A 19,700-nucleotide genomic window follows, 5' to 3' on the forward strand; every position below is an offset into this window, starting at 1 on the left:
CTCCCTCGAATAATGGCGCGCAGTATATATCGACCCTGCCTGTTACTGGGCATTGAGTGGCAGCAATCTGACTGGTTGCAGGCGATTAACCGCCATTAATGGCTTTGGCACGTGGCAAACAGATCCAAGCCAGGGTTATAGACGCTGGTCTGAACCTGCAGCAGGCCCAGCATGGAATGGAATAAGTTGTCCTGGCTCCAGGGTTGGCTGCGCACTTGGCGCAGGCACTGGGTATCCAGTTTGAATGCCTGCTGATAAGGCTCGGAAAACCACGCGAGCATCCCGATATGCTTTTGCTGGTCAGGGGCGATGGCATACGGAGTTCCATGCAGGAACAAGTTGTACTCGCCCAGGGATTCGCCATGGTCAGAAAGATAGATCATCGCCGTGTCGACCTTTTGCTGATTGGCGCGCAGGGTGTCGATCAACGATGACAAGACATGATCGGTGTACACCAGGGTGTTGTCATACCCATTGACGATGCTCTCGCGGCTGCATTCGTTCAACGCATTGCTTTGGCACACCGGGGTAAAGCGCTCGTAGGCTTTGGGGTAGCGCTTATAGTATTCCGGGCCATGGCTGCCCATCTGGTGCAGGACCAGCACGGTGTCTTGCTGCAAGTTGTCGATAAAGGCTTGCAGGCCCTGCAAGAGGATCTCATCGTGGCACTCGTGGTTGGCACACAGTGTTGGGTCTTGCAGGTTACTAACGTCCTGAAAGATGACGCGGTCGCAGGTGCCTTTACAGCCGGACTGATTGTCCCGCCAGACCACTTCCAACCCAGCGCGCTTGAGCACGTCGAGCAGCCCCTCTTGATTATGCGCTTTGCTAGCGACATAACCCTGGCGGGTCATATTGGAAAACATGCAGGGCACCGACACCGCCGTTTCGGTGCCACAGGAGTGCACGTCGGGAAAACCGATCACGCCTTGCTGCTGGCTGAGTTCAGGATTGGTGTTACGGGCATAACCCAGCAGGCTGAAGTTTTCCGCACGGGCGCTCTCCCCCACCACCAACACGGTCAAGGATTTATGCGCGTGAGTTTGGCCCGCCGCTGTACGCCGTGCGTCCTCGCCCAACTTGACGAACGGCTGCTTGGCCGAGGCTACCTGTTCGTTTACATAGCCGTACGCAGCGCCCATGTAGTTGCTAGGTACCACCAGCAAACGCAACTCATGGTGGTTACGCAGCAACGACGACAAGCCCTGATAATTGGCCAGCGCCAACGCCCCTAACAAGCAGACTGAAGCCAGGCTTACCAGCAGCATGCGCAACAGCGCATGCGGCCAGGGGCGATAACTGATCGGGGTTTTCCACAGCACGACCGAAGGTACGACACCCAGCAGCAACAGCATGCCGAACAGCTTCCACGACAATAGGTCGCGTACTTCCGTCACATTGGTTTCGGCCATGTTGCGCAACATGCCGGCATCGATGAGCACGCCGTATTCCAGCATGAAATAGCTGACCCCAGCACTGACCAATAACAGCGCGATAAGCGCAGGCTTCAATAGCGCCCGAAAAGCCAGCCAGGTCAGCATCAGGTTAAATAGCACGAAGACCATGGCACCGAAGGTCAAGCTGACCCATCGGCTTTTCCAGTCATCGCCTGTGATCCCCGCCAGGTGCCCCCACATCGTCCAGTTGAAAGCCAGCAACATAAAACCGCTCGCAATCAGGGTGATCTGCTCTGGAAGCAGCGCTTTGATTTTCCACATGGCTTTGTACTTCTTAGCGCGGTTGAGGGTACCCACACCGTGACAGTCGGTGCGGCAGGCGTGAAACTAATGCTGCGCCCCTCAATTTTTCGTGAAAAATTTCGCAACGAAAAGCTAGATAGTGGCTTTATGCCGGATGAATGGATTCGGTTCAGCCGGGGTTCAGCTCCGCCACAGGCTGAAAGCCCCAGTTTTTCCGATTTCCTACGTATATATGGGCAGTTTCTGACTGCGGGACCTCGGCCAGTATGCGCAAACTGAGCGACTTCCCATTGAGATCAATGCCCATGCCCTCACCAGCCCCCATTAGCGACTATGTCTACGAACCCTCACTCAAAGCCTGCGCAGTCGCCCGGCAACTCAACATGGCCCTGGCTGGCCGCGACCCTAACCTTTTCCTCCAGGCACTGAGCGAAGCGGCAAGGGACAAGGGCATCGCCAAACTGGCAATGGAAGCAGGCGTTGGCCGCGAAAGCCTGTACAAGACCCTCGCCGACGGCGCCAAGCCGCGCTATGACACGGTGCTGAATTTGCTCCACCATTTGGGGGTGAAGGTGGTGATCGAGGCGCGTTAAGCGCCCTTGGTCAGCAGTTGGCTGCTGAATCGGGTGAATTCATCAAGATGTCGAGTGATGATCGCCACAGTGATCGCCACCTGTAGCTGCTGATAGTCATGCACCGCGATGTTCCGAAACCCCACCATATTCTTCAAACTGGCGGCCAACTCATCGTCGACCCATTTGCCCCGAGCCAGCAGCTCGAAAACGTCCCGCGAGCTCTGTGGAACACCTAGACGTTCCCGACGTATGAGGTGTTGCCCCATGTCCAAAGCGGCCTCACAGGCGCGCTGAATGTTCAGAATGGCTGCATCCTGGCGGGTGAAGTCTGCCGTAAAGGTCGACGGGTCTTTGCCGTACTCCTCGCGCGCGCGTGCCACGCAACGTTCGATCGTCGCGGCTTTATTCACAAGTACATCATCGACCATACACATGCCCATCCTTTGCGATATCTGACAAAAGGCCAGCTCGCGCTTCATCCAAACGGGTTTTTTCGCCCAATATAAAAGCCTCAAATATGCCGACGCGCGCGTCCTTTGCCCACAGCCGCTGGCCGTGCGTAAGCACCTGATATTGCATGACGGTAGACGCCGCTCGTAGGTCCAGCAGGTCGACCTCGCGGCCGGCGAGGTCGGCCAACTCGCCCGCCACCGGCCACAGTTGTAGAGCCGTGGCTTGGCCGTCGAGCAATACGGCAAGGTCGAGATCGCTCTGCGGGCCTGCATGCCCTTGAGCGTGGCTGCCGAACAGATACACCGCCATTAGATTCGGGAAGGTCATGCGTAAATGTTCAACAAAGGGCTGGGTATTCATGAACGCATCCAATCACTTTTCGCTCGCAAAAGCATCCCACTGGCCGAAAAACCATCGAAAAAACCGCCTAGGACGAAAGATCGCTAAACAACTCCAACTGCTCATGGGCACCGCGCAAGTCCAGCAGGCGCACGCCGATGCCCAGCAGCCGCACCGGCTTGCCGCCGCGGGCGAAGGCCTGGCTGAGCAGGTGCTGGTAACTGGCCAAATCACGGGCGGCGCCCGCTTGTTCCAGAGTGGTTTGCGTGAAGTCGTGAAACTTGACCTTAACGAACGGCTTGCCCGGCCGGTAGCTGCTGTCGATGCGCGTCATGCGCTCGGCCAGGGTGTCCATGAGCTCGGGCAGCTTGGCCAGGCAGCTGGGCAAGTCGGGCAGGTCGGTTTCAAAGGTATTTTCCACGCTGATTGACTGCCGGCGGCTGTCATTCTGCACCGCGCGGTCATCGATACCCCGCGCCAGATTCCATAAGCGCTCGCCAAAGCTGCCGAACTCGCGCAATAACGCCAACTTGCTCCAGTCACGCAATTGCAGACAATTGTTGATGCCCATCCGCGTGAGTTTCTCTGTAGTGACCTTGCCCACGCCATGCAGCTTGCTCACAGGCAACGCGGCCACGAACCCTTCGACCTGATCGGGCGTGACCACAAACAAGCCGTTGGGCTTGCGCCAGTCGCTGGCGATCTTGGCGAGAAACTTGTTAGGCGCCACCCCGGCCGACACGGTGATGTGCAAACGTCGGGCAACTTTGCGCCGGATATCCTCGGCGATGCGGGTTGCGCTGCCGGAAAAATGCGGGCAATCGGAGACATCCAGGTAGGCCTCGTCCAGTGACAAGGGCTCGATCAAGTCGGTGTATTCGCGGAAGATGCTCTGGATTTCCCGTGAAGCTTCTTTATAGGCATCCATCCTGGGCTTGACGATGGTCAGGTCCGGGCACAGGGTCAGAGCGTGGCGTGAGGACATGGCCGAGCGCACGCCATAGGCGCGCGCCTCATAGTTGCAGGTCGCGATCACACCCCGGCGCTCGGCCGAGCCGCCCACGGCCAAGGGTTTGCTCGCCAGTTGCGGGTCGTCGCGCATCTCGATGGCGGCATAAAAGCAGTCGCAGTCGACATGAATGATCTTGCGTTGGGTCATGGTCCGCCATTCTTCAAACTGAAAGCCGCCGAGCCGTGGCGGTTTCAAGCATCGATTATCACATTCATGGCGCTTTCTAGCACATAGCCCCCCTACCCAGTGGTCGTATAGATTCATTCACTCAATCGAAACAACAGCCCTAATAGAGCTACAAGCCCCGTCACACTTGGCTTGCAGCCTGATGCACAAGCGCTAAGCGGTTGAACGAGAAGAGTTTTCCCGAATTTAGCGATTGACAGCCCAGCCCCCTACTGTAGAATTCACTCCACAGACGCGGGATGGAGCAGTCTGGTAGCTCGTCGGGCTCATAACCCGAAGGTCGTCGGTTCAAATCCGGCTCCCGCAACCAAACATCAAGAAAGGCTACTCGAAAGAGTGGCCTTTGTTGTGCGCGTCAGGTTTGTGCCTGCATCCGTTATTTTGCACATATTCGTGCAATTACCTTGACAACCAGAACGCTGACTGTAGAATGCGCCCCCACAGACGCGGGATGGAGCAGTCTGGTAGCTCGTCGGGCTCATAACCCGAAGGTCGTCGGTTCAAATCCGGCTCCCGCAACCAAACATCAAAAAAGGCTACTCGAAAGAGTGGCCTTTTTTGTGCGCGCTGCAAAAGTCTGCCCCTGTGCGCTTCATTATTCCCCACGCTGGCCGATGCCTTTAACGTTCAGGACATGAAAATTTCCCGAACGCGGGCCGCCGCCCCTTCCTGAAATGGGCATGGCGACTAAAATTACGTGAAACATTATTCAATAGGGATTGGTAACTTGGCTGGATACCCTCATCCTGTCGCGCACAATCCACGAGGTGATTGATGCGCCCCGACTCGCCCGAACTGCCAGACACCGTGACTGCCCCACTGCCCATTCCAGCCGCGCGCCTGCGCTGGCTCGACCAACTGAGTAAATACCGGCAACCCATCGGCCTGGCCGTTATGTTGCTGCTGTTCACGATTGCCTTGGTCGCTTGCCGTAAGCTGCTTAGTGAGCTGGACATTTACGCCTTGCATGACTCCGTCATGAGCACCCCCCTGCCTGCGCTGGGCGGGGCCGTGGTCGCGACCGTGGCCGGTTTTATCATTTTGCTCGGCTACGAGTTCTCCGCCAGCCGCTATGCCTCGGTCAAATTGGCCCCGCGCACGCTGGCACTCGGGGGCTTTACCTCGTTCGCCATTGGCAACGCCATCGGCCTGTCCCTGCTGTCCGGCGGCTCAGTGCGTTACCGCCTGTACGCCCGCCACGGTGTTGGCCCCATGGAAGTGGCGCGCATGACCTTGTTTGCCAGCCTTTCCCTGGGTTGCGCGCTACCTCCACTGGCCGCACTGGCAACCCTGAGCAACCTGCCCGCCGCCGCCCAGGCGCTGCGCCTGCCAGTTGGCCTGCTGGGCGTCATCGCCGGGGCCGTGTTGCTGTTGTCAGTGCTGCTGGTGCTGGGTATCTACCGTCGGCGCCTGCCGGAACAGCCGATCCCCGACAACCTGCTGGTTAAGGTCGGCCGTCGCACCCTGCGCCTGCCCGGCGCGCGCCTGACTTTCCTGCAGTTGGTGATCACCGCACTGGACGTCATGGCCGCCGCCACCGTGCTTTATCTACTGCTGCCAGAGGCACCACCGTTCGGCGCATTCGTGTTGGTCTACCTGCTGGCCCTGGCCGCCGGCGTGCTCAGCCATGTACCAGGTGGTGTGGGGGTGTTCGAGGCCATTTTGCTCGCCGCGTTCGCCAACCAGCTGGGCGCTGCGCCCCTGGCCGCGGCCTTGCTGTTGTATCGGCTGATCTACGTCATGCTGCCGATGCTGGTGGCCTGCGTGGTGTTGCTGGTGAACGAGGCACGCCGCTTTCTGTTTGCGCGCCAAGCCATTCGCGTGGCTTCCGGGCTGGCCGCGCCGATTCTGGCAGTGTTGGTGTTTCTCTCCGGAGTGGTGCTGTTGTTCTCTGGGGTAACACCGGAAATCGACACCCGCCTGGAGCACATGGGCTTTCTGCTACCCCATAGGCTAATCGACGCTTCGCACTTTATTGCCAGCCTGGTGGGCGTGCTGTGCCTGCTCCTGGCTCAGGGCTTGCGCCGACGTCTATCGGCCGCCTGGATGCTCACTACCATTCTGTTGCTGGTGGGGGCCCTGCTGTCGCTGCTCAAAGGCTTCGATTGGGAAGAAGCCAGCCTGCTGACCCTGACCGCCTGCCTGCTGGCGATCTTCCGGCGCTCGTTCTACCGGCCTAGCCGCTTGATGGAGCTGCCCTTCTCACCCTTCTATTTAATCGCCAGTACCTGCGTGGTCTGCGCAACCATATGGCTACTGCTGTTTGCCTACCAAGACGTGCCCTACAGCAACAAGCTGTGGTGGCAATTCACCCTGGATGCCGACGCCCCCCGTGGCCTGCGCTCGGCCCTGGGTGCTGCAGTGTTGCTGGTGGTGGTGGCGCTGACCTGGCTGCTGCGCACCGCACGCCCGGTGATCCATTTGCCCAACGCGGAAGAGTTGGACAAAGCCGCAAAAATTCTCATGGCTTCCAGCCAACCTGACGGCGGGCTCGCGCTAACTGGCGATAAGGCACTGCTGTTCCACCCCAACGGCGAAGCATTTCTGATGTACGCCCGCCGTGGCCGCAGCCTGGTCGCCCTGTATGACCCCATCGGCCCGGCGCAACAGCGCGCGGAAATGATCTGGCAATTCCGCGACCTGTGCGACTTCCACCATGCCCGGCCGGTGTTCTACCAGGTCCGTGCCGAGAACCTGCCCTTCTATATGGATATTGGCCTGACCGCCATCAAGCTAGGGGAAGAAGCCCGGGTCAACCTGCACAGCTTCGACCTGGACGCCAAGGGCAAAGAGATGAAGGACCTGCGCTATACCTGGAACCGCGGCACGCGCGATGGCCTGGCGCTGGAGATCCACGAGCCGGGTAGCGCCCCTCTGGAGGAGCTCAAGGTCATTTCAGACGCCTGGCTAACAGGCAAGAACGTGCGCGAGAAAGGCTTTTCCCTCGGCCGTTTCAGCGAGGAGTACCTCAAGCATTTCCGCATTGCCATCGTGCGCTTCGAAGGGCGCCCCGTGGCCTTCGCCAACCTGCTTGAGACCCACAGCCATGAACTGGCCAGCCTCGACTTGATGCGCGCCCACCCCGAGGCGCCCAAGTTAACCATGGAATTCCTGATGGTCGGGCTGATCCAACTGTACAAGCAGCACGGCTACGCGCGCTTCAGCTTGGGCATGGTGCCGCTATCGGGCTTACAACCTCGGCGCGGTGCGCCATTGACCCAACGCCTGGGCTCGATGGTGTTTCGCCGCGGCGAGCAGCTTTATAACTTCCAGGGGTTGCGACGCTTCAAAGACAAATTCCAGCCTGACTGGGAACCCCGCTACATGGCAGTGCCAGCCGGGCTCGACCCACTGGTGGCACTGGCCGATACCGCCGCTCTGATCGCAGGCGGCCTGACCGGATTGGTGAAACGCTGATGATTCGTCGCTACTGGCGCCAGACAATGGCCACCTCACTCGTATTGATCGCAGCGGCTGCGGGCAGCTATTGGTGGGTCAACCGCCCTGTCCCGCCCGCCACTGTACAGCCGCTTACCTTGACGGACGGCAGCAGCGCCAGCCAGGCGATGCCCAGCCGCGCCATCAAGGCTCGGGTGGCCCTGGCTGTACCCGCGGAGCAACGCTTGAGCGATGCGCAATTGCGCGACTTGAGCCAGGACGCCTCGGCGCAAATCGTGCAAGTCATCCTGCCCAAAGATGACTGCGTATTGCAAAGCCAAGCCCTGGAGGCTGGCCTCAAGCAGCTCGGCGGCCCAGCGACCCTAGTGGCCGGTATTGGCCCGGGTGCTGCCCAGGCCTGGAACTGGCTGGCCAAACAGACAGACGACAAAGCCCAGGCGGTTTCCGTGGACTTCAGCGTGGAGCCACTACCCGGCTGCAGCACGCCGCTGGCGGCAAAAGCCCCCCACGGCAAATGGATGGTGGCCTGGAACGACAACCCAGACGACCCCAGTGCCGCATTCGTGCGTGACCAGCCCAACGCCGAGACCAGCATCAGCGACTACGACGTAAACCTGCCGCAAGTGCTGAAAAATCAGCTGGCCCATTACTTGGTGGGCGGCGATGGCGCCGGTTTGAACATTCCGGTGGTCGAAGTCCCCGCCGGGCAAGCCAGCGACACCGTGACCCTGTTCCTCTCCGGCGACGGCGGCTGGCGCGACCTTGACCGCGACGTCGCGGGGGAAATGGCCAAACTGGGCGATCCGGTCGTTGGCATCGACACGCTGCGTTATTACTGGCAGCACAAAACCCCGGAGCAAAGCGCAGTCGATCTGGTCGAGCTGATGCACCATTACCGGCAGAAATGGGGCACCAAGCGCTTTATCCTCACGGGCTATTCGTTCGGCGCTGATGTGCTGCCCGCCATCTATAACCGCCTGCCCGCCGATGAGCAAAAACGCATCGACGGGATTGTGCTGCTGGCCTTCGCCCGCAGTGGCAGTTTCGAGATCAAAGTGGACGGCTGGCTAGGCAATGCTGGCACCGAAGCGCCAACGGGCCCGGAGATGGCCAAGCTGCCAGCGGACAAAGTGCTGTGCATCTATGGCGAAGAAGAGCTCGCCGAAAGTGGCTGCACGGCCGACAGCTCGGTGGGTGAACGCCTGCAACTGCCCGGCGGACACCATTTCGACGAGAACTACCCGGCACTGGCCAAGCGCTTGTCCGACTGGATCGACAAACGCCAGGGGCGCCTGGCCGAGAATTGACAGCCCTTTAAGCCGATCGGGGGCCACCGCAACGGCGCCCCCGGACGGGTATGAATTACATCTCTACCTGGGTACCCAACTCGATCACTCGGTTCACCGGCAGCTTGAAAAAGCGCAAGTTGCCGTTGGCGTTCTTCAACATGAAGGCGAATAGGCTTTCCCGCCACAGCGCCATACCGTCCAGTTTGGACGGGATCACCGTCTCACGGCTGAGGAAGTAGGTGGTGCGCATAGGGCTGAAGTCCAGCTCATCCAGATGGCACAACGTCAAGGCCTGGGGTACATCCGGCTCATCCATAAAGCCGTAGTGCAGAATCACCCGGTAGAACCCATCCCCAAATGACTCCACCTCGAACCGTTGGTGAGCGGGCACCCGTGGCGTGTCTTCGTTGAGTACCGTCAGCAGCACCACTTGCTCATGCAGCACTTGGTTGTGCAACAGATTGTGCAACAGCGCATGGGGCACGGCGTCTGGACGCGCAGTAAGGAACACCGCAGTGCCCTGCACACGGTGCGGGGGTTGCACGCGAATGCTGCTGATGAAAATCGGCAATGGCAGGCCGCCTTCATCGATACGCTCGACCAACAGTTGCTTGCCGCGCTTCCACGTGGTCATCAACACGAACAGGACGATGCCGGCCAGGATCGGGAACGCGCCACCCTGAACGATCTTGGGCACGTTGGCCGCGAAGAACAGCCCGTCGACCAGCAGGCAGACCACCAACAGCGGTACAGCAAACACCGGTGGCCATTTCCACAGCAGCAGCATGACCGCCGAGACCAGAATGGTGGTCATCAACATGGTGCCGGTCACGGCCACCCCATAGGCTGAGGCCAGGGCGCCCGAGGATTCGAAACCCAGCACCAGCAGGATCACACCAGCCATCAAGGCCCAGTTGACCGAGCCGATGTAAATTTGCCCACGCTCATTACTGGAGGTGTGCTGAATATGCATGCGCGGGATGTAGCCCAACTGGATTGCCTGCTGGGTCAAGGAAAAGGCCCCGGAAATCACCGCCTGGGAGGCAATAACCGTGGCCAGTGTCGCCAACGCCACCAAGGGGATCAGCGCCCAACTCGGCGCTAGCAGGTAAAAGGGGTTACGCGCCGCTTCCGGGTTCTCCAACAGCAAGCCGCCCTGGCCGAAGTAGTTCAGCACCAGCGCCGGCAGCACCAAACCAAACCAGGCGCGGGCAATGGGCTTGCGGCCGAAGTGGCCCATGTCGGCGTACAACGCCTCGGCCCCGGTAAGAGCCAGCACCACGGCCCCCAGAATGGCAACGCCCAGCCCAGGGTGAACGATAAAGAAATGCGCCGCCCAGTAGGGGTTTAGCGCCTTGATCACCTCCGGGTGCTGAACGATGCCATACACCCCAAGAGCACCCAAAACTAGAAACCAGGCCACCATCACCGGCCCGAACAGCTTACCAATGCGCGCCGTGCCATGCTTTTGCAAGACAAACAGCACTACCAGCACCACCAGCGCCACGGGTATCACCCAGTGCTCGATACCGTCGAACGCCAACTCCAGGCCCTCGACCGCCGACAACACTGAAATGGCCGGGGTGATCATGCTATCGCCGTAAAACAGCGCCGCACCGATCAAGCCGCAGACCACCAGCAGGGTGCGCAACCGCGGATAAGGCGCCGCCGCGCGCCGGGCCAGCGCCGTCAGCGCCATGATGCCGCCCTCGCCCTGGTTGTCGGCGCGCAGCACGAACAGCACATATTTGATGGACACGACCCAGATCAGCGACCAAAAGATCAGCGACAAAATACCCAACACGCTGTCATGGCCAACCTGCAAGCCGTACGCCCCCGAAAACACCTCTTTGAGGGTGTATAACGGGCTGGTGCCAATATCGCCATACACCACACCGATCGCCGCGATCAGCATACCGACCGGTTTGGCTGCCGTATGCTCGGCACCTGCTTGACTGTTTGCCTGACCCATCCACCACCCCTGCAACTAAGACTTTGTAACGCGATATGGCGTGACGCCGCGAAGCATAACGCAGCACTCGTCGTATTTCCCGCCATAACGCTTGTAAAGCCGGTGGGTGGGTTGCGATTTCTGAGCGGGGGCAAGCGGTCCCCGACCGGTCGACTTCCAAGGTCGGCTTGGTTTCGCTGGGCGGTCCGAACGATGATCATACAAAATCCCCCCACTTGCATTTTTTGGCATAAAAAAACCCGCCGATATGCGCGGGTTTATCCAAGCGTGTACGCTTCAGGCGAAGACGACTTCAACTCGCCCTAGTTTGCGGGAGCGAGGAGCTGGCTTTACGACGATTTGTATGTCGCGACCTAAACGCGAAAGACAGTCCATCATCTTGGCTTCGCTTATACCCCGGAATTTGCCACGTAGCATTTCTGAGACTTTCGGCTGAGGTAGCTCCAAGATTTCAGCCGCTTGGAGCTGAGTTAGATGTCGCGCCTTGATTAGGCTGCCGATTTTGGAAGCGAGCTTTGCTTTGACCAACATCTCCTTGGAATCAGCATGACCAAGATCTGAGTAGACGTTCCCACTGCTTACTTCTATATCATTCATTTTTTCTGCCTCTTGGCGTGGTCTTCTGCAGCTTTGAGTCGTGTTTTGATCAAGTCGATCTCATGCTTGGGTGTCTCGATGCCCTTGTTCGATTTCTTTTTGAAGGTATGCAGGGCATATATCACATCTCCAATTTTCACCGTATACATAGCGCGGTAGGTGTCACCGTCAAAATCCTCAACGACTTCGAGCACGCCTGCCGACGTCAAGCCCTTCATTAGCTTCGCTTGAGAATGTTTCCCGCCCTCCTGGGCTTGGTGAAGGGCATATCCAAATACCTGCTGAACCTCGAGCGGCATATCCATGAGGTCTTTTTTGCTGCTACCTACCCAAATCAGTTCCTTCACTAGGCGCTCGCTTTCCCTAAATCCACCAACACAAAATATACCTATTTAGGTATATTTTCAACGGACTTTTGGGGCAACCTTTTAGGCGTCTGATTGCCCTCGGCACAAGATCAGAGCAACAGCCCAGAAACGCAGGCTCCCAGCTCGTTATTACTAGCTCACCACCCATCAGCGCTATATAGCGAGATGTGAAGAAACCTGCATAACGCAGCACTCGTCGTATTTCCCGCCATAAAGCTGGCAAAGCCCGTGCGTGATCGCTAGAATTGCGCACTTTTTGATCAGAGGCGCATGCAGCGCCCGACCGGTCGGCCCATTGAGGCCCCATCGATACCGAGGTTCGTCATGTCCACCACCCCTACCCTATCGGCCCCCAAGGTCGGCTTCGTTTCCCTGGGCTGCCCTAAAGCCTTGGTTGACTCCGAGCGCATCCTGACCCAACTGCGCATGGAAGGTTATGAAGTTGTCGCGACCTACCAGGACGCTGACGTGGTGGTGGTCAACACCTGCGGCTTTATCGATACCGCCAAGGCTGAATCCCTGGAAGTCATCGGCGAAGCGTTGGCCGAAAACGGTAAGGTGATTGTCACCGGCTGCATGGGCGTCGAGGAAAGCGCCATTCGTAACGTGCACCCCAGCGTGCTCTCGGTGACCGGCCCGCAGCAATATGAGCAGGTGGTCAACGCAGTGCACGATGCTGCCCCGCCGCGCCTGGACCACAACCCACTGATCGACCTGGTGCCGCCACAGGGCGTCAAGCTGACCCCTCGGCATTACGCGTACCTGAAGATTTCTGAAGGCTGCAACCACAGCTGCAGCTTCTGCATTATTCCGTCGATGCGCGGCAAGCTGGTCAGCCGCCCGGTGGGTGATGTGCTGGATGAAGCCCAGCGCCTGGTAAAGGCCGGCGTTAAAGAGCTGCTGGTGATCTCCCAAGACACCAGCGCCTACGGCGTCGACACCAAATACCGCACCGGTTTCTGGAACGGCCAGCCGGTCAAGACGCGCATGACCGAACTGTGCCAGGCGCTCTCCAGCCTGGGCGTGTGGGTGCGTTTGCACTACGTCTACCCGTACCCGCACGTGGACGAGCTGATTCCGCTGATGGCCGCCGGGAAGATCCTGCCGTACCTGGACATCCCGTTCCAGCACGCCAGCCCGAAAGTGCTCAAGGCCATGAAGCGCCCCGCGTTCGAAGACAAAACCCTGGCGCGCATCAAGAACTGGCGCGAGCAGTGCCCTGACCTGGTGATTCGTTCGACCTTTATCGTCGGCTTTCCGGGCGAGACCGAAGAAGACTTCCAGTACCTGCTCGACTGGCTCACCGAAGCCCAGCTGGACCGCGTCGGCTGCTTCCAATACTCGCCAGTCGAGGGTGCACCCGCCAACCTGTTGGACGCTGCCATTGTGCCTGACGACGTCAAGCAGTCGCGCTGGGACCGCTTTATGGAGCACCAGCAAGCGATCAGTGCCGCGCGCCTGCAAATGAAGATTGGCCGTGACATCGAAGTACTGATCGATGAAGTGGACGACCAGGGCGCCGTGGGCCGTTGCTTCTTCGACGCGCCGGAAATCGACGGCAATGTCTTTATCGAAGGCGGCACTCACCTAAAGCCGGGCGAAAAAGTCTGGTGCCGGGTGACCGACGCCGACGAGTACGACCTTTGGGCCGAAACCCTCTAAGCCGCTACGCCGCGCAAACTGAGCGGGCTTAACCCGGCCCGCCCGGTTACACTAGCGCCCTTTCCTCTTAGCGGCGCCCTTGTCATGTCTGAACCCATTCGCCTCTCCAAACGCCTCATCGAACAGGTCGGGTGCTCCCGCCGTGAGGCCGAACTGTTTATCGAGGGGGGCTGGGTGAGCGTCGACGGCGTGGTCATCGACGAACCGCAGTTCAAGGTCACCACGCAACAGGTCACACTCGACCCGGACGCCAAAGCCAGCGCACCCGAGCCGATCACCCTGTTGCTGCACCATGACCCGCAGTTGAGCATTGAACAGGCACTGCAGAGCCTGGGCGCACAAACCCTGGCGCAGGAACACAGCTACGGCAAACGCGCCCTCAAGGGCCATTTTCTGCGCCTGAGCTGTGGCGCGCCGTTGGAAGCGGGTGCCAGTGGTTTGCAGGTCTTTACCCAAGACTGGAAAATTCTGCGCAAATTGACCGACGACATGGCCAAGATCGAGCAGGAATACGTGGTGGAAGTGAGCGGCGACATGACTGAGCACGGGCTCAATCGCCTGACCCACGGCGCGACTTATAAAGGCCGCCCGCTCCCGGCAGTCAAGGCCAGCTGGCAAAACGAAACACGCCTGCGCTTTGCCTTGAAAAACCCCACGCCCGGCTTGCTCGGCCAATTGTGCGCCAGTGTTGGGCTGAGTGTGGTGTCGGTACGGCGTATCCGCATTGGCGGTGTATCAATGGGTAAGCTGCCCATGGGCCAGTGGCGCTACATGACGGCCAAAGAAAAATTCTAAGCGACTCCCCCTCTTTCGGCGTGCGTTTCGACGCGCGCCCTTTTCTCAGGATTTCACCATGATTCATAACGATGTACTGCGCAGCGTGCGCTACATGCTCGACATCAGCGACGCCAAGGTCGTTGACATCATGAAATTGGGTGGCCACCACCCCAGCAAAGCCGACGTCGATAGCTGGCTGAAAAAAGAAGAGGAAGAAGGCTTCGTGCACCTGCCGGACGAGGCCATCGCGCATTTTCTCGATGGCTTGGTGATTTTCAAACGGGGCAAGGACGACAGCCGCCCCCCCCAACCCGCGGAGCTGCCGGTCACCAATAACATCATTCTGAAAAAGCTGCGGGTCGCTTTCGAGCTTAAAGAAGATGACATGCATGCCATTCTCAAAGCCGCGGAATTCCCAGTGTCCAAGCCCGAACTCAGCGCCCTGTTCCGCAAGTTTGGCCACACCAACTACCGCACCTGTGGCGACCAGTTGCTGCGCAACTTCCTCAAGGGCTTGACCTTGCGCCTGCGTGCCTGAATTATCCGTTTAACCGCCATAGCCAGGGGGAACCGCCGTGCCAAGCCGTCTTGTCGCCTTGCTGTTTTTGCTGGGCACGTTAGCCTCTGCTACCCAGGCCGCGCCCGCGCCCTGGTATAAATGGCAAAGCTTGACCAAGGCGGGCGTTTACCTGTGTGCCCAGACCTCCCCTGGTGAGGGCTGGGCGCGCCTGGCTGGGCCTTACGACAACGCCGGCTGCCGCGCGCGATGAGCTATACCGTCGAGCCCGTAGGCTACCTGCGCTCCTGCTTCAAAGAAAAGTTCGCCATTCCGCGCCAACCGCAACTGGCCCCCGCCGCGCGAGGGGTGCTTGAACTGGTCGCGCCGTTCGACCAAGGCGACGCGGTACAGGGGTTGGAACAGGTCAGCCATGTGTGGCTGCTGTTTGTGTTTCATCAAGCCCTGGAGGCCAAGCCGCGCTTGAAGGTACGCCCGCCGCGGCTTGGCGGCAATCGCAGCATGGGGGTGTTTGCCACTCGCGCTACCCACCGCCCCAATGGCATCGGCCAATCGGTGGTACGCCTGGACAAAGTCGAACCCGGGCGGCTGTGGCTATCGGGCATCGACCTGCTGGACGGTACGCCGATCCTCGACATCAAGCCCTACGTGCCATACGCCGACCAGGTGGCAAGCGCCAGCAATACCATGGCCAGCGCGGCCCCAGCCTTGATTCAGGTGCAATGGCACGCCGAGGCACTGCAGCAAGCCCACGGGCACGCCAGCCGCCTACAGGAGCCCCTGGTGGCCCTGATCGAACAGTGCCTGGCGCAAGACCCGCGGCCGGCCTACCAAACGCCAACCCCGGAGCGCCAATACGGTGTGCGATTCTGGGATGTGGATGTGCAATGGCACTATCCAGAGCCGGGGACGATCCAGGTGCTGGGGGTGCTGTTGGCGGATTGACGGGCAAAAAAAATCGGCGGTTACCCCCTCGCGACTGACTTAGCGCCGCGAGGGGGTAACCCCGATTTTATCTGCCCGCGCTTACTTCTCGACGAACGCACGCTCGATCAAGTAATCACCCGGCTCACGCATACGCGGCGACACGGTCAGGCCGAAGCTGTTCAGCACTTCGCTGGTTTCGTCGAGCATGCTCGGGCTGCCGCACAGCATCGCACGGTCGTCCTCGGGGTTGATGGGCGGCAGACCGATGTCGCTAAACAACTTGCCGCTGCGCATCAGGTCGGTCAAGCGGCCTTCGTTTTCGAAAGGCTCGCGAGTTACCGTGGGGTAGTAGATCAACTTGTCGCGCAGGGCTTCACCGAAGAACTCGTTCTGCGGCAGGTGCTCGGTGATGAATTCACGGTAGGCGACTTCGTTGACGTAGCGCACGCCGTGGCAAAGGATGACCTTTTCGAAGCGCTCATAGGTCTCTGGGTCTTGAATGACGCTCATAAACGGCGCCAGGCCAGTACCCGTGCTCAGCAGGTAAAGGTGTTTGCCCGGCTTGAGGTCGTCGAGTACTAAGGTGCCGGTAGGTTTCTTGCTGATGATGATCTCATCGCCTTCCTTCAAATGCTGCAACTGCGAGGTCAGCGGGCCGTCGGGCACTTTGATGCTGAAGAACTCCAGGTGCTCTTCCCAGTTTGGGCTGGCGATGGAATAGGCACGCATGAGCGGGCGACCATTGGGCTGCTGCAGGCCGATCATCACGAACTGCCCATTCTCGAAGCGCAGGCCCGGGTCACGGGTGCACTTGAAGCTGAACAGGGTGTCGTTCCAGTGATGCACACTGAGAACGCGTTCGTGGTTCATGTTGCTCATCGAGTGGGGCTCCTGAAGATGGCGAGCGCTGGCCGCAGAGGCGGTACGAGCGCGATTGCGCAATAGTCTAAAGCCAGCAACAATATCTGTTAACTGAATTATTAAGATATGGGTTATCGGTTATATCGATATGCGATTCACTCTACGCCAGCTTCAAGTCTTCGTCGCCGTGGCTCAACAAGAAAGCGTCTCGCGGGCGGCCCATTTGCTCGCCCTGTCGCAGTCGGCTGCCAGCACGTCCATCACCGAGCTGGAGCGCCAATCCAGCTGCCAGCTATTCGACCGGGCCGGGAAACGCCTGGCCCTTAATGCCCTGGGGCGGCAGCTACTCCCGCAGGCGGTGGCCTTGCTGGACCAGGCCAAGGAAATCGAAGACCTGCTCAATGGTAAGTCCGGCTTCGGTTCCCTGGCCGTCGGTGCCACGCTGACCATCGGCAATTACCTGGCGACCTTGCTGATCGGCCGCTTCATGCACCTGCACCCAGAGAGCCAGGTCAAATTGCATGTGCAGAACACGGCTAACATTGTGCAACAAGTGGCGCATTACGAGATCGACCTAGGCTTGATCGAGGGCGACTGCAGCCACCCAGACATCGAGGTGCAGCCCTGGGTGGAAGACGAGCTGGTGGTGTTCTGTGCGCCGAGCCACCCGCTGGCCACGCAGGCCAAGGCCAGTCTCGAAGCACTCACCCGCGAGGCCTGGATCCTGCGCGAGGAAGGCTCTGGCACCCGGCTGACCTTCGACCAAGCCATGCGTCATCACCGCGCCCACCTCAACGTGCGCCTGGAGCTGGAACACACCGAGGCCATCAAACGCGCGGTGGAGTCAGGCCTGGGCATAGGCTGTATATCGCGGCTGGCGCTGCGCGATGCGTTTCGCCGTGGCAGCCTGGTGGCAGTGGCAACACCGGAGCTGGACCTGGCCCGGCAGTTCTACTTCATTTGGCACAAGCAGAAGTACCAGACCTCGGCGATACGAGAGTTTCTCGACCTGTGCCGCGCGCTCACCGCTGGGGTCACGCGCAGTGATGAGATCGTGTTGCCGACGATCGCTTAAAGAAGGATCACCGCCCACACCAAAGCGATCATGGCCAACGCAACGAACTGAGCAGCGCTACCCATGTCTTTGGCATTTTTCGACAAGGGGTGCAGCTCTAGCGAAATGCGGTCGATGGCCGCCTCCACCGCCGAGTTGAGCAATTCGACGATCAGCGCCAACAGGCACACAGCGATAAGCAGCGCGCGCTCAACGCGGCTGACGTGCAACATGAAACTCAGGGGCACCAGAACGGCATTGAGCAGCACCAATTGGCGAAAAGCCGCTTCACCCAGGAAGGCTGCGCGCATCCCGGCCAGGGAGTAACCGGTAGCGTTAAGAATACGTTTTAGGCCAGTCTGGCCCTTGAAAGGCGACATAAAGTTCAAACACCGCAAAGTAGAGGCGGAACAATAGCCCGCCTTCGGTCAAAAAAGGGTGAATCAGTTAGGCGCAATCGACTCAAGTTGTTGCAGCAATAACGCCGCTTGAGTCCGCGTACGCACATTGAGCTTGCGGAAGATCGCCGTCACATGGGCCTTGACCGTCGCTTCGGAGACACTCAGCTCATAAGCGATCTGTTTATTGAGCAAGCCTTCGCAGACCATGGTCAGTACCCGGAACTGCTGGGGCGTCAGGCTGGCCAGGCCCTCGCTGGCGGCCTTGGCCTCGGCTGAGACGCTGACCGCCTCGAAGGCCTGGGGTGGCCAGCAGACGTCCCCTTCCAATACGCTGCGCACCGCTTGCTGGATCGCTTCCAAGGGGCTGGATTTGGGAATGAAGCCACTGGCACCGAACTCCCGCGAGCGCACCATGACCGATGCCTCTTCCTGGGCAGACACCATGACCACGGGGATCTGCGGATACTGCCCGCGCAACAACACCAGGCCCGAGAAACCATAGGCACCGGGCATGTTGAGGTCTAAGAGCACCAGGTCCCAATCGGACTTTTCGTCCAAACGACCTTCCAGCTCGGCGATACTGGCCACTTCGACCAGGCGCGCAGCTGGCCCCAGCCCCATGCTTAACGCTTGGTGCAGGGCACTGCGAAACAGCGGGTGGTCGTCGGCTATCAGGATGTCGTAGGTGGCCATTGATCAAGTGATCCCAGGAATAAACAGCGAAGGCGTCTTGCGCGCCCGAATCGGCGCCAAGCATGACCAGCCTTGCAGGGGTGGTCAAGGGCAACCCCGCAGGCCGCGCCCTGCCTCAAAGGTAGGGCTTGAGTTGAAGATGGGCCGGATCGTTTTCGTCGATTGGCATTTGATACTTGGCGGCCAGGTAATGGGTGCTGAACACGTCGAGGTAAGCATCCAGAGCCTGGGCGGCCAGCGCATCGCCCGCCAGCTCCAGGCACATCGCCGCTACCTCGGCCGTGCAAAAATGATCGTCGCGCTTGGAGCGCCGCAGGGTATAGCGCGACAGCTGCTCAGGGGCCAGGCTGAGCACCGGAAAACGCTCCAGGTAGGGGCTTTTGCGAAACATCTTGCGCGCTTCGGTCCAGGTTGCATCCAGCAGAATAAACAGCGGGCGCTTGCCCGGCGGCAACTCTACGCGCTCGGTGACTCTACTGGGTTCGACGAACTCTCCTGGGAAGACTACATAAGGTTGCCACTGCGGGTCGTCCAGCAAACTCAGCAGCGCAGGGTCTACCTCGACCCGCGACCACGCGAACGCACTGGTGCAAGCCACCACGTCAGCGATCAACCAGCCGGTATTGCTTGGTTTCATTGGCTCCACGTCATGCATCAGCAGGCACACGGCCGCCTGTGAAGGCACCCGCGGGCGCCATTGGCAGAGGCAGTGGCTGGGGATGACCCGGCACCCCTGGCAGCGCGGCGCGCGTGAACCGCGCGCGAGAAATGGCTTGAGACTGCGCGCCAGGCGCTCGGCGCGCAGACGGGAAACGGCATGGTTCATTGCGGGTCAGGGGCTCGATGAGGGGCGGCTACGCCAATACAGACAATGCGCGGCAGTCTATCAGAGCGGCGCGCCTGGCCCTATAATCGGGC

The 19,700-nt window shown here is 59.7% G+C and carries 20 protein-coding genes and 2 tRNA genes; 11 read left to right on the forward strand and 11 right to left on the reverse strand.

Features of this window, described 5'->3' with window-relative positions; translation table 11 throughout:
* Positions 1 to 95 precede the first annotated feature (95 nt).
* Positions 96 to 1,718: a phosphoethanolamine transferase gene (locus QCL65_RS19970; protein WP_407316947.1), complete on the reverse strand. Its 1,623-nt coding sequence runs from the start codon at positions 1,716 to 1,718 to the stop codon at positions 96 to 98.
* Between the two features lie 287 nt (positions 1,719 to 2,005).
* Between QCL65_RS19970 and QCL65_RS19975 the strand changes: the two genes are divergently transcribed.
* A complete protein-coding gene (locus tag QCL65_RS19975; protein ID WP_407311815.1) occupies positions 2,006 to 2,293 on the forward strand; it encodes an addiction module antidote protein in 288 nt (95 codons plus the stop codon).
* On the opposite strand, the gene hepT is transcribed toward QCL65_RS19975, so the two are convergent.
* The 3 genes from hepT to dinB form a co-directional block, all read right to left on the reverse strand.
* Entirely contained in the window at positions 2,290 to 2,703 is a 414-nt protein-coding gene (hepT, locus tag QCL65_RS19980) for a type VII toxin-antitoxin system HepT family RNase toxin (protein ID WP_407311817.1), read from the reverse strand. The genes QCL65_RS19975 and hepT overlap by 4 nt on opposite strands.
* Positions 2,693 to 3,088 carry a type VII toxin-antitoxin system MntA family adenylyltransferase antitoxin gene (mntA, locus tag QCL65_RS19985; RefSeq protein ID WP_407311819.1) on the reverse strand — a complete coding sequence of 132 codons (396 nt, stop codon included), beginning with the start codon at positions 3,086 to 3,088 and terminating at the stop codon, positions 2,693 to 2,695. Before mntA ends, hepT begins: the two co-directional genes overlap by 11 nt.
* A gap of 67 nt (positions 3,089 to 3,155) precedes the next feature.
* Positions 3,156 to 4,226 (reverse strand): DNA polymerase IV, encoded by a 1,071-nt coding sequence (dinB, locus tag QCL65_RS19990; RefSeq protein ID WP_407311821.1) that lies wholly within the window; start codon positions 4,224 to 4,226, stop codon positions 3,156 to 3,158.
* A 272-nt stretch (positions 4,227 to 4,498) separates the two neighbouring features.
* On the opposite strand from dinB, the gene QCL65_RS19995 reads away from it, so the two are divergent.
* The 4 genes from QCL65_RS19995 (at position 4,499) to QCL65_RS20010 (ending at position 8,971) form a co-directional block, all read left to right on the forward strand.
* Positions 4,499 to 4,575, forward strand: a tRNA-Met gene (locus tag QCL65_RS19995).
* Between the two features lie 135 nt (positions 4,576 to 4,710).
* A tRNA-Met gene (locus QCL65_RS20000) sits at positions 4,711 to 4,787 on the forward strand.
* A 252-nt stretch (positions 4,788 to 5,039) separates the two neighbouring features.
* Positions 5,040 to 7,682 carry a bifunctional lysylphosphatidylglycerol flippase/synthetase MprF gene (gene mprF, locus QCL65_RS20005; RefSeq protein ID WP_407311823.1) on the forward strand — a complete coding sequence of 881 codons (2,643 nt, stop codon included), beginning with the start codon at positions 5,040 to 5,042 and terminating at the stop codon, positions 7,680 to 7,682.
* Complete coding sequence (locus QCL65_RS20010) at positions 7,682 to 8,971, forward strand: virulence factor family protein (RefSeq protein WP_407311825.1); 1,290 nt, start codon at positions 7,682 to 7,684, stop codon at positions 8,969 to 8,971. The genes mprF and QCL65_RS20010 overlap by 1 nt, the downstream gene beginning before the upstream one ends.
* A gap of 55 nt (positions 8,972 to 9,026) precedes the next feature.
* Here the strand turns inward: QCL65_RS20010 and QCL65_RS20015 are convergent, their stop codons facing one another.
* The 3 genes from QCL65_RS20015 to QCL65_RS20025 form a co-directional block, all read right to left on the reverse strand.
* Positions 9,027 to 10,868: a potassium transporter Kup gene (locus QCL65_RS20015; RefSeq protein WP_407316949.1), complete on the reverse strand. Its 1,842-nt coding sequence runs from the start codon at positions 10,866 to 10,868 to the stop codon at positions 9,027 to 9,029.
* Between the two features lie 333 nt (positions 10,869 to 11,201).
* Positions 11,202 to 11,522: a helix-turn-helix domain-containing protein gene (locus QCL65_RS20020; RefSeq protein WP_407311827.1), complete on the reverse strand. Its 321-nt coding sequence runs from the start codon at positions 11,520 to 11,522 to the stop codon at positions 11,202 to 11,204.
* Positions 11,519 to 11,827, reverse strand: a complete 309-nt coding sequence (locus tag QCL65_RS20025) for a type II toxin-antitoxin system RelE/ParE family toxin (protein ID WP_407316951.1) — start codon at positions 11,825 to 11,827, stop codon at positions 11,519 to 11,521. The genes QCL65_RS20020 and QCL65_RS20025 overlap by 4 nt, the downstream gene beginning before the upstream one ends.
* A gap of 387 nt (positions 11,828 to 12,214) precedes the next feature.
* On the opposite strand from QCL65_RS20025, the gene rimO reads away from it, so the two are divergent.
* From rimO to tsaA, 5 genes are all read left to right on the forward strand, one after another.
* Positions 12,215 to 13,552 (forward strand): 30S ribosomal protein S12 methylthiotransferase RimO, encoded by a 1,338-nt coding sequence (rimO, locus tag QCL65_RS20030; protein ID WP_407311829.1) that lies wholly within the window; start codon positions 12,215 to 12,217, stop codon positions 13,550 to 13,552.
* Between the two features lie 84 nt (positions 13,553 to 13,636).
* Positions 13,637 to 14,347, forward strand: coding sequence for an rRNA pseudouridine synthase (locus QCL65_RS20035; RefSeq protein ID WP_407311831.1), 711 nt, complete (start codon positions 13,637 to 13,639; stop codon positions 14,345 to 14,347).
* Between the two features lie 58 nt (positions 14,348 to 14,405).
* Positions 14,406 to 14,867, forward strand: a complete 462-nt coding sequence (locus tag QCL65_RS20040) for a DUF1456 family protein (protein WP_407311833.1) — start codon at positions 14,406 to 14,408, stop codon at positions 14,865 to 14,867.
* A 37-nt stretch (positions 14,868 to 14,904) separates the two neighbouring features.
* A complete protein-coding gene (locus tag QCL65_RS20045) occupies positions 14,905 to 15,099 on the forward strand; it encodes a hypothetical protein (protein WP_407311835.1) in 195 nt (64 codons plus the stop codon).
* Positions 15,096 to 15,791, forward strand: coding sequence for a tRNA (N6-threonylcarbamoyladenosine(37)-N6)-methyltransferase TrmO (gene tsaA / locus QCL65_RS20050; protein WP_407311837.1), 696 nt, complete (start codon positions 15,096 to 15,098; stop codon positions 15,789 to 15,791). Before QCL65_RS20045 ends, tsaA begins: the two co-directional genes overlap by 4 nt.
* Before the next feature lie 81 nt (positions 15,792 to 15,872).
* Here tsaA and QCL65_RS20055 read toward each other — a convergent pair whose 3' ends face one another.
* Positions 15,873 to 16,652 (reverse strand): ferredoxin--NADP reductase, encoded by a 780-nt coding sequence (locus QCL65_RS20055; protein ID WP_407311839.1) that lies wholly within the window; start codon positions 16,650 to 16,652, stop codon positions 15,873 to 15,875.
* Between the two features lie 130 nt (positions 16,653 to 16,782).
* Here QCL65_RS20055 and QCL65_RS20060 point away from each other — a divergent pair, with 130 nt between their 5' ends.
* A complete protein-coding gene (locus QCL65_RS20060) occupies positions 16,783 to 17,709 on the forward strand; it encodes a LysR family transcriptional regulator (protein WP_407311841.1) in 927 nt (308 codons plus the stop codon).
* On the opposite strand, the gene QCL65_RS20065 is transcribed toward QCL65_RS20060, so the two are convergent.
* From QCL65_RS20065 to QCL65_RS20075, 3 genes are all read right to left on the reverse strand, one after another.
* Positions 17,706 to 18,068, reverse strand: a complete 363-nt coding sequence (locus QCL65_RS20065) for a diacylglycerol kinase (RefSeq protein ID WP_407311843.1) — start codon at positions 18,066 to 18,068, stop codon at positions 17,706 to 17,708. The genes QCL65_RS20060 and QCL65_RS20065 overlap by 4 nt on opposite strands.
* A 63-nt stretch (positions 18,069 to 18,131) precedes the next feature.
* On the reverse strand, positions 18,132 to 18,782 hold the full coding sequence (erdR, locus tag QCL65_RS20070) for a response regulator transcription factor ErdR (protein WP_407311846.1): 651 nt from the start codon (positions 18,780 to 18,782) through the stop codon (positions 18,132 to 18,134).
* A gap of 115 nt (positions 18,783 to 18,897) precedes the next feature.
* A complete protein-coding gene (locus QCL65_RS20075; RefSeq protein WP_407311848.1) occupies positions 18,898 to 19,608 on the reverse strand; it encodes a tRNA-uridine aminocarboxypropyltransferase in 711 nt (236 codons plus the stop codon).
* Between the last annotated feature and the right edge of the window lie 92 nt (positions 19,609 to 19,700).

Source organism: Pseudomonas sp. nanlin1, assembly GCF_045571515.1.
Lineage (GTDB): Bacteria > Pseudomonadota > Gammaproteobacteria > Pseudomonadales > Pseudomonadaceae > Aquipseudomonas.

Coding starts and splice junctions, on each gene's coding strand:
- QCL65_RS19970 (WP_407316947.1), bottom strand. CDS start 1,718: ATGTGGAAAATCAAAGCGCTGCTTCCAGAGCAGATCACCCTGATTGCG.
- QCL65_RS19975 (WP_407311815.1), top strand. CDS start 2,006: ATGCCCTCACCAGCCCCCATTAGCGACTATGTCTACGAACCCTCACTC.
- hepT (WP_407311817.1), bottom strand. CDS start 2,703: ATGGTCGATGATGTACTTGTGAATAAAGCCGCGACGATCGAACGTTGC.
- mntA (WP_407311819.1), bottom strand. CDS start 3,088: ATGAATACCCAGCCCTTTGTTGAACATTTACGCATGACCTTCCCGAAT.
- dinB (WP_407311821.1), bottom strand. CDS start 4,226: ATGACCCAACGCAAGATCATTCATGTCGACTGCGACTGCTTTTATGCC.
- mprF (WP_407311823.1), top strand. CDS start 5,040: ATGCGCCCCGACTCGCCCGAACTGCCAGACACCGTGACTGCCCCACTG.
- QCL65_RS20010 (WP_407311825.1), top strand. CDS start 7,682: ATGATTCGTCGCTACTGGCGCCAGACAATGGCCACCTCACTCGTATTG.
- QCL65_RS20015 (WP_407316949.1), bottom strand. CDS start 10,868: ATGCTGATCGCGGCGATCGGTGTGGTGTATGGCGATATTGGCACCAGC.
- QCL65_RS20020 (WP_407311827.1), bottom strand. CDS start 11,522: ATGAATGATATAGAAGTAAGCAGTGGGAACGTCTACTCAGATCTTGGT.
- QCL65_RS20025 (WP_407316951.1), bottom strand. CDS start 11,827: ATGGATATGCCGCTCGAGGTTCAGCAGGTATTTGGATATGCCCTTCAC.
- rimO (WP_407311829.1), top strand. CDS start 12,215: ATGTCCACCACCCCTACCCTATCGGCCCCCAAGGTCGGCTTCGTTTCC.
- QCL65_RS20035 (WP_407311831.1), top strand. CDS start 13,637: ATGTCTGAACCCATTCGCCTCTCCAAACGCCTCATCGAACAGGTCGGG.
- QCL65_RS20040 (WP_407311833.1), top strand. CDS start 14,406: ATGATTCATAACGATGTACTGCGCAGCGTGCGCTACATGCTCGACATC.
- tsaA (WP_407311837.1), top strand. CDS start 15,096: ATGAGCTATACCGTCGAGCCCGTAGGCTACCTGCGCTCCTGCTTCAAA.
- QCL65_RS20055 (WP_407311839.1), bottom strand. CDS start 16,652: ATGAGCAACATGAACCACGAACGCGTTCTCAGTGTGCATCACTGGAAC.
- QCL65_RS20060 (WP_407311841.1), top strand. CDS start 16,783: ATGCGATTCACTCTACGCCAGCTTCAAGTCTTCGTCGCCGTGGCTCAA.
- QCL65_RS20065 (WP_407311843.1), bottom strand. CDS start 18,068: ATGTCGCCTTTCAAGGGCCAGACTGGCCTAAAACGTATTCTTAACGCT.
- erdR (WP_407311846.1), bottom strand. CDS start 18,782: ATGGCCACCTACGACATCCTGATAGCCGACGACCACCCGCTGTTTCGC.
- QCL65_RS20075 (WP_407311848.1), bottom strand. CDS start 19,608: ATGAACCATGCCGTTTCCCGTCTGCGCGCCGAGCGCCTGGCGCGCAGT.